Origin of the sequence: Thermogemmatispora sp. (assembly GCF_019683755.1) — a bacterium.
Taxonomy (GTDB): Bacteria; Chloroflexota; Ktedonobacteria; order Ktedonobacterales; family Ktedonobacteraceae; genus Thermogemmatispora.
The window spans coordinates 1-7,652 of record NZ_JADGHT010000227.1; the positions used below are offsets into that span (position 1 = coordinate 1).

4 protein-coding genes and 1 rRNA gene are annotated in these 7,652 nt (G+C 58.9%); 1 reads left to right on the forward strand and 4 read right to left on the reverse strand.

Going from position 1 to position 7,652, the window contains the following annotated elements:
• Window positions 1-166: 166 nt before the first annotated feature.
• Window positions 167-739 (reverse strand): DUF402 domain-containing protein, encoded by a 573-nt coding sequence (locus IRZ24_RS14015; RefSeq protein ID WP_297165294.1) that lies wholly within the window; start codon window positions 737-739, stop codon window positions 167-169.
• Window positions 740-1,094: 355 nt separating this feature from the next.
• Here IRZ24_RS14015 and IRZ24_RS14020 point away from each other — a divergent pair, with 355 nt between their 5' ends.
• Complete coding sequence (locus IRZ24_RS14020) at window positions 1,095-5,126, forward strand: adenylate/guanylate cyclase domain-containing protein (RefSeq protein ID WP_297165296.1); 4,032 nt, start codon at window positions 1,095-1,097, stop codon at window positions 5,124-5,126.
• Window positions 5,127-5,230: 104 nt separating this feature from the next.
• On the opposite strand, the gene IRZ24_RS14025 is transcribed toward IRZ24_RS14020, so the two are convergent.
• From IRZ24_RS14025 to IRZ24_RS14035, 3 genes are all read right to left on the reverse strand, one after another.
• The gene (locus tag IRZ24_RS14025) at window positions 5,231-6,205 is read right to left on the reverse strand and encodes an MBL fold metallo-hydrolase (protein ID WP_297165298.1); all 975 of its coding nucleotides are present in this window, start codon (window positions 6,203-6,205) and stop codon (window positions 5,231-5,233) included.
• A gap of 86 nt (window positions 6,206-6,291) precedes the next feature.
• Window positions 6,292-7,149 (reverse strand): amidohydrolase family protein, encoded by an 858-nt coding sequence (locus IRZ24_RS14030; RefSeq protein WP_297165300.1) that lies wholly within the window; start codon window positions 7,147-7,149, stop codon window positions 6,292-6,294.
• A 272-nt stretch (window positions 7,150-7,421) separates the two neighbouring features.
• Window positions 7,422-7,652, reverse strand: a 23S ribosomal RNA gene (locus IRZ24_RS14035); the annotation flags it as partial.

Consider the following 7,652-nt stretch of genomic DNA (forward strand, 5'->3'; position numbering starts at 1 on the left):
CCGCGGCCCCGCCCACGCGCAACCGCCCCCGGGCGGCCCCCACCCCGCCGCCGCCGGGGGCCTGGAGGGGGGGTAAGCGCGAATAAGCTGATGTGAAGTAAGCAGAGAAGAGGCCTGGGAGCAGGGTAATCCTGGCAGCAGTCGGTCACCGATCATCAGCAGCTACTCAGCTCGGACCGCTTTGCGAGAGGCAGCCGTACTGCTCGAAATCGCTTTGGAGAAGACGCTGAGGGATCAGGCGAAAGAGGCCTGTTCCGATCTGGGCCGCATTTGTCAAGGTGCGCAGAGCCATCAAGGCGCCGATGCGCGTTTCCTCACTATAGTCTAGCAACTCGACCATGTGATCGAACTCGGCTTGAGTGAGCACCTCGTAGGAAAGGTCGGGGCGCACCAGCATTGTCAAGTCGAGATCAACATAGCGCAGGCCTGCCACCTCGATTGTTGGTGGCAAGATAATAGTCGCATACGTATAGAGTAGATCGCGGCCATTGTAGAAGGCGCTCAACATATACCAGCGCTCGGGCCAGAAGAACTGGAGGCAATGATGGCGGAGCGGGCGCGTACCCGTCGTCCATTCCATCAGTGTTCCGGCGGGCAGCCAGAGGCGCAGGCAGTCAGCGCTTGGCTCAGCGGTTGGCGGATCACCTAGCTGCACATCAGGTGAAAGGCGATAGGCGCGCCAGGTGCCGCGCAGCACTCCATCATAGCTACGGCTCTCGACACGAAAATCTCGTTGCATACGCATACTTCTCCCTTCCATCCGCCCCATAGTACGCAAATCTGCCCGGTTCGTCAAGCTGGGCAGAAAGCGCACATGCGCACCAGGTCAACTGGCAAGCGGCTCCCCCCTTTGAGTTTCTAGCCGGGAGCCAGCTAGCAGCTATCGAAGCTGCCATCGCCGCAGCAGACAATCACTGCTACCTCCCGGCGAGCGAAATATAGTAGAATACAGCTATAGATTCGCCAGCCATAGGCTCAGTTAGAGAGCCTTAGACTTGCTCGAGGTAGTCGTCAGAGCTAGCTCAAGAGGGGACCAGAGGGAGAGGCAAGCAGACAGAGGAAGGAGCCTTAGCACAGAAAAGAGCACCGGGATCATGCTGCGCTGCCCGCACTGTCAGACTACGAACCCGCCGCATGCCAAATTTTGCCTTGCCTGTGGCCTGCGCTTTCTGATCTGTCCTTACTGTGGTACGGCCAATCCGCCGGTGGCGCGCTATTGTATTGAATGTGGGCGCGCCCAGGGGCAGAAAGGGAGATGGCCGGAAGGAGCGGATGCCTTGTCATTGCCGGCTCCTGCCGTGAGCAGGCAAGAGGAGACATGGCTCGAATCGTCCTCTGGACTGCCTGTGTCTGTAGATCCAGAGAAATCAGCCCTGGAGCGGCCAGCAGAGCAAAGGCCAATGTTGAGCACGCCCGAAGAGAGGCGCGTAGTCACCGTGATGTTCGCTGACATTACCGGCTCGACCCCGCTGGCTGACCGTCTTGATCCCGAGGATCTACGGGCCATTCTTGCGGGCTATTTTAACTTGATGACTGAGCAGATTCGGCGCCACGGTGGCACAGTTGAGAAATACATTGGTGACGCCGTCATGGCTGTTTTCGGCTTACCGCAGGCCCATGAGGATGATCCTGATCGGGCCATTCGGGCGGCACTCGATATGCAAACTGCCCTGGCGCGCTTCAATGAGGCGCGTCGCGAGCGTGATCCCGAGGCCGTGCCCTTACAGATGCGTATCGGGATTAATACCGGTGAGGTTGCCGCGCCCAGATTCGATGGCAGCCTCGCCAGGCGGGGAGACTTTCTTGTGACCGGCGATGCCGTCAATATTGCTGCCCGTCTGCAACAGGTAGCCGGTCCTGATACCATTTTAGTAGGCGAGCGCACCTATCTAGCGACGCGCGAGACCTTCCACTTTCGCCCGCTGGCGCCCCTGCAACTGAAGGGGAAAGGGGAGGCAATGCGGGCCTGGGTTGTGCTAGGCCTGGCAGAGGAGCAGCCTGTTAGCGCGTTGGCAGCGCGTGCTCGACGCGGCCTGCTGGCACCGCTCATTGGACGTTCACTAGAGTTAACTCTGATGCATGCAACCTATGCGCGTGTGCTGGCCGAGCGGCAACCCCATTTGATCACCCTGCTTGGTCCCTCAGGCATCGGCAAGTCGCGCCTGGTCCACGAGTTTATCGAGCGTGAGCAGGAGAAAGCTCGCAGTACGACAGGTCCGGATCAAGCGCCGGCGCCCCTAGTTATGTACGGGCGCTGTCCCCCCTATGGTGAAGGCATCACGTACTGGCCACTGATCGAGATCCTGCGGGCTTTGCTCCAGGTTCAATATAACGAGAGCGACGAGGATATTCATCGTCGTTTCACGGTCTTTGTCAGTGAAGTGCTGGAGAGGGCTGGGCACAAAGAGGATGCCGCGGGTGTGGCTGAGGCCATTCTGCTGAGTGTCGGTCGCCAACTGGGTGCCTCAGCCAGGTTATCGGGGGGCGAGCGGCGCGAGCGGCAGCGCATGGCCTATGCTCGCAACCTGGAACAGAGCGGGACGCAAATGACTCTCTTACGCTCCTGGCGCATTCTTCTCGCAGCGCTTGCCCAGCAGCAGCCACTTATTCTTGTAATAGATGATCTCCAGTGGGCCGATGAAGCGCTCCTGGACCTGCTAGAGTACCTGATGGAGCGCCTGAACAATGCTCCACTTCTTCTGCTGTGTCCGGCGCGGCCTGAGTTTCTAGAGCGGCGCCAGGACTGGGGTGGGGGCCAACGCAACTTTACGACCATTGTCTTAGAGGCGCTTTCGCCTGAGGAGAGCAAGGAGCTGGTGCGTGCTTTGCTAAAGAATAGCGAGCTACCAGAGGCTCTCTGTCACACCATCCTCTCACGGGCTGAGGGGAATCCTTTTTTCGTGGAGGAACTGGTCCGCATGTTCATTGATCAGGGAATTCTGGTCTATGAGCAAGATAGCTGGCGGGTTGCCCGCGAGAAGGAGCATCTTCTTAGCGAGTTAGCCAGCCCGGCAGGGCCGCCAGACGACGCTCTGCTAGATCTTCACTATACGTTGCCTTTGCCCCGAGTCCCTGACACGATTCAGGGTGTGCTGGCGGCGCGTGTCGACCTCCTCAGCCCCGTGGAAAAGCATGTACTGCAAAAGGCGGCACTCATCGGACGTACCTTTTGGCTCGCGGGTCTGCGTGAGTTAACTGCCGATCTGGATGAGGAGACGCTTTTGCAGATCCTGGAATCGCTGATCACGCGCGATTTTATCTCCGAGTCAGAGAGGCGCGATCGGAGTCCAGTTGAGAACGATCGAGTCTTTAGTTTTAAGCATATTCTGACGCGAGATGTTGTCTATCATACGCTCCCACGGTCTCACCGTGCTGTGAGTCATGCTCGTCTGGCTCGCTGGCTGGAAGAGCAGACGGCTGGGCGCACTGATCGCTTTGTTGAGCTGCTGGCTTATCATTATCAGCAGGCTGCTACCAACTGGACGCATAGTCTGCGTGCCGGCTTTGCTGCGGAGCAGGTAGAGCCAGAGCTATCACTGCAAGAGCTGCGAGAGCGAGCGACAGTCTACCTGACAAAGGCTGGCGACCAGGCATTGCGCAGCTACTATACGATTCGGGCTATTCAGGCTTACAGCGATGCGCTGGAGCTGTTGAGGGAGAGCGGAGGGGAGGGCCGTGTCCTGGCACGCATGCATGAGAAACTGGGTGACGCTTTCACGCAGCGTGCGAATCTGAGAGAAGCCTGGCAAGCCTACCGCCAGGCGCTGCAGTTGCTGGAAGCTGAGCCTGAGCCACCCTCGGCCGATCTTCTCTATCTGTATGATAGTCTGGCCGAGCTGGCAACGCGTTGGGGGCCTTGGCATGACACTCCCCCCGATATGGACGAAGTGCGCTCCTACATTGATGCCGGGCTGGCGCTCGCCAAGGATAAGGGAGATCGGGCTGTTTTCTTGACCTATCTGGCGCTGTGGTACATGCACCGGGGAGCTGAGGATTCCAACGATGTCAACGAGCGAGCCAGGAGGGCAGAGCAAGCGCTGCAGAGTGCCCGCGAGGCCCGGCGTCTGGCCGAGGAGGCTCAGGATGTAGAAGCGCTTTGGCTGGCCCTCGACGCTCTTGGGGGCATTTATGTGAAGCTCTGCGATTATGCGGAGGCCCATCGCACTCAGCATCAGCGCCAGCAGCTTCAGGCCCAGATTACTCGTCAACAGGGGCGCCAGGATCGACAGGAGCTGCATGATCTCTATTACTCTCTAGGATGGGTACACTTCTTCATCTGCGATTATCCAACCGCTGCGCGTTGGTTTGGTGAAGCATGGCAGGTCGCCCAGACGATGGAAAGTCCCTCTTTGCTCCTCCTGAGCATGCTGGGACGCATCCATGTCTGGTATGACTGGGATCGCTGGGACGATGCGCGCGAGGCGGCGCAGAAGGCTCTGCTGTTAATAGAGCAATACCAGCTTGAAGAGATGTGGGAGATCGATGCTCTGAAGCATCTGGTGATGATCGCCTTCCAGACCGGTGACTATGAGCAAGGGGAGCGCTATCTCCGTCGTCTGAAGCTCCTTGGTGAGCAGGTGACCTCTCGTCTGCTGCGGCTCGACCTTGAGTTTGTGCTGCAACTTTCAGGTGAGGAGTGGAGCAATGCAGCGGAGACGCTTAAGGAAGAGGTCAGACACCACGAGCCGTTTGTCAGGCCGGAGCAGCAGGCACTGCTGGCCGAGCTATTGACTCGGACAGAGGCTGCTGTCGAAGAGCAAGCCAAGTGGTGTGAGCGCGCGCTGGTGGCGGCGCGTCGGTCGCGGGCGCTTAAGGCGGAGGGTCGGGCTTTGCGAGCACAGGGTCGCCTGGCCCTTACGCTCCAGCGCTGGGAGGAGGCGCGAAGCTGTCTACAGCAAGCATTAGCACTCTTCGAGCGTCTTGATCTGCCCTGGGAGCGGGGCCAGACGCTTTACTGCCTTGGCGAGCTGTATCGCAGGCAGGCGGCCAGCGCACAACTGCCGGAGGCAGCCGGGCACTGGCGTGAGCTGGCTCGTCACTCCTTGTCTCAGGCGCTGGGCTTTTTTAGGGCGCTGCATGCTGTGCGCGATATTGAACGGGCCAACAGCGCTCTGCAAGCGCTATAGTTGCGAGCTACTGGCCGTAGTAGGGAGCAGCAAGGGCCAGCCAAGAAGTGGTTAGCAGGTACCTTGCTAGCAGAGAGAGCACGGACTAGGCGCTGGCCTCTCCCCTAGTGAGAGAGTTTACCCCCGGGCCACCAGTACTCATCGTGCCAGAGGCGTGTTGAGTCCCAGATTGGCCCCATTGCACGGGGCAACGTTGCTAGATGCACCTGTTGCAGAGTGGCACCGGCTTCCACGAGCTGACGCTGAACACAGCTTAAGGCAAGATGGGGAGTATTGTTGATCTGACTGAGATGGGCCAGCCAGATCCAGCGCAGGCCATCAGCGCGCCAGGTCTGAAGAATTGCCTGAGCAGCTTGCTCGTTAGAGAGATGGCCAGTGGGGCTGAGGATGCGCATTTTGAGGGCATAGGTGTAGGGGCCGCGCAGGAGCCGCTCACGATCGTGATTGGCCTCTAGAATCAGCAGGTCAGCTTGGCGCATCGCCTCCAGCATGGTGAGGGTGACCGAGCCACTATCCACTACCACGCAGACGCGACATCCGCCTGCACAGAGCAGGTAACCGCAGGGTGCAACAGCGTCATGTGGAACCGGAAAGGAAATAATCTCTACATCTCCAAGGACGCAGGAGCTGCCAGCGGGCAAAGCCAGCGTTCGTCTTAGGGGCAAGTTTGCTGCTTTCCTCTCGCTGTCAGCAAGTTGCAACTCATGCCGCTGGGAAGAGAAAGTCTGATCTTCGGGACGAGGTAGAGGCTGATTTCTGACGGAGCAGGGGTCGGCATCAGCGCCGTTGTTGTTCTGGTGTGGGCTTTTGGCCAGGGCTGCCAGAGTGGCAGGATCAGCGATCACGAGCGGGTCATAGCGTTTTAGTAGGTTGGGAAGAGCCAGGGTGTGATCATCGTGCTCGTGGGTGAGAAGCACAGCGAGTATTTGGGCGGGTGAGACGCCGACTAGATGAAGGCGATTGATGAGCGTACGGCACGGCAAGCCAGCATCGACCAGCAGCCTGGTCCGCCCAGAGGGGCCAGCTTCGATGAGCAAGGCATTGCCGCTGCTACCGCTTCCCAGAGAGATGACGCGCATATCTCTACTCAGATCTGCTGTTTATCTTCTTCAAGGATTGCTTGCTTACTTTGGGAGGCCGCCAAGTTTGGTCTGCTCTCATAGCATCACTGTGCCGGTTGTTCAGGCAAGCCGAGCAGCAGGCGCGCATTTTCGCCCAGAATTTTGCTTAGCTCATCGGTGCTGAGGCCAGCTTGTCGAATATGCTCGATTACACGCTGCTGGCGCAGCAAGCCGTAATCGCTAGCAAAGAGGATGCGATCAGCGCCTACCAGTCTCACTACTGTCGGAAAGATGGCCGAGCGGTAGAGGAAGACCGTTGCAGCAGTATCATACCACACCAAGGAACAGGCTTGCTGCACCTCTGGCATCAGGGTATAAAAAGGCAGGCCGCCGCCCCAATGGGCAGCGATGAAGCGTACATCGGGAAAAGCCGTCAGGAAGGCGACTATATCGGCCAGGGAGACATCGCCCTTTCCGGGATAGAGGTGACCAACCGGCTCGCTGCAGTGGGAGAGGACGAGTAAGTTGTAGTGGCGCACGACCTCAATCAGGGGGGCCAGTAGATGGGTATCGCTCAGGCGATAGCCCTGACCGTGGGGCATGAGTTCACCCAGGCCGATCATGCCGGCCTGAGCGCAGCGCTCCAGCTCCTGTACCGCACGCCGGCCAGCAGTTGGCAAAGCGACCGCCATGCCGTAGATGCGACCCGGATAGCGACGCATAGCATCTAGGATATAGCTATTCCCCTCCTCGATCAGGCCCGGATCAGTCCAGCCGAAAGAGAAGGCCACGGAAGCATCGACACCCGAGGCATCCATTTCCGCTATCAGGTCCTCAGCCGTGGCCAACCTAGCGCGAGGATTGGCGTAGAGAGTTCGAAACCAGGGGTCACGTTCGCAGTAACGCTCGCGCTGAGCGCGGATGTGAGGAGGGAAGAGGTGGGTGTGGAAATCGATGATCATGCTCAGCTTCGCTCAGGGCTATAAAAAAAGGGCGTTGCCAGTGGCAACACGCCCCTTTTCCTGCCTACTATCCTTACCCTGTTGATTGCTAGCGCTATTCCTTCTAACCAAGGTACCAGAAGCAATAGCGAAACAGGGAGAACCCTACAACTGGATGGTGTCTTGCCTCAATTTTGCTGAGAGAGAACTGCCGTCGCGACAGCGGGAAAGCGTCGCGCGCTCCATCCATGACAGTAGCAGGCACTCAGAGATCTTCTGCAGTATCGTAAGGAAGGCACAAGCCGTTCGGTCATTAGGGCCGGTCAGCTGCACCTGTTACCAGGTGTCCACCTCCGGTCTATCGACCAGGTTGTCTGCCTGGGACCTTATCTCCGGCTGGCAAGCCAGCCTGGAGTGGGAAGCGCCTCTTGGGGTCGGCTTCGCGCTTAGATGCTTTCAGCGCTTCTCCTCGCCTGACGTAGCTACCCGGCTCTGGCCTGGGCAGGCCAACCGGCTCACCAGCG

Excerpts from the sequence above, each read along its gene's own strand:
- IRZ24_RS14015 (WP_297165294.1), bottom strand. The coding sequence starts at position 739 with ATGCAACGAGATTTTCGTGTCGAGAGCCGTAGCTATGATGGAGTGCTG.
- IRZ24_RS14020 (WP_297165296.1), top strand. The coding sequence starts at position 1,095 with ATGCTGCGCTGCCCGCACTGTCAGACTACGAACCCGCCGCATGCCAAA.
- IRZ24_RS14025 (WP_297165298.1), bottom strand. The coding sequence starts at position 6,205 with ATGCGCGTCATCTCTCTGGGAAGCGGTAGCAGCGGCAATGCCTTGCTC.
- IRZ24_RS14030 (WP_297165300.1), bottom strand. The coding sequence starts at position 7,149 with ATGATCATCGATTTCCACACCCACCTCTTCCCTCCTCACATCCGCGCT.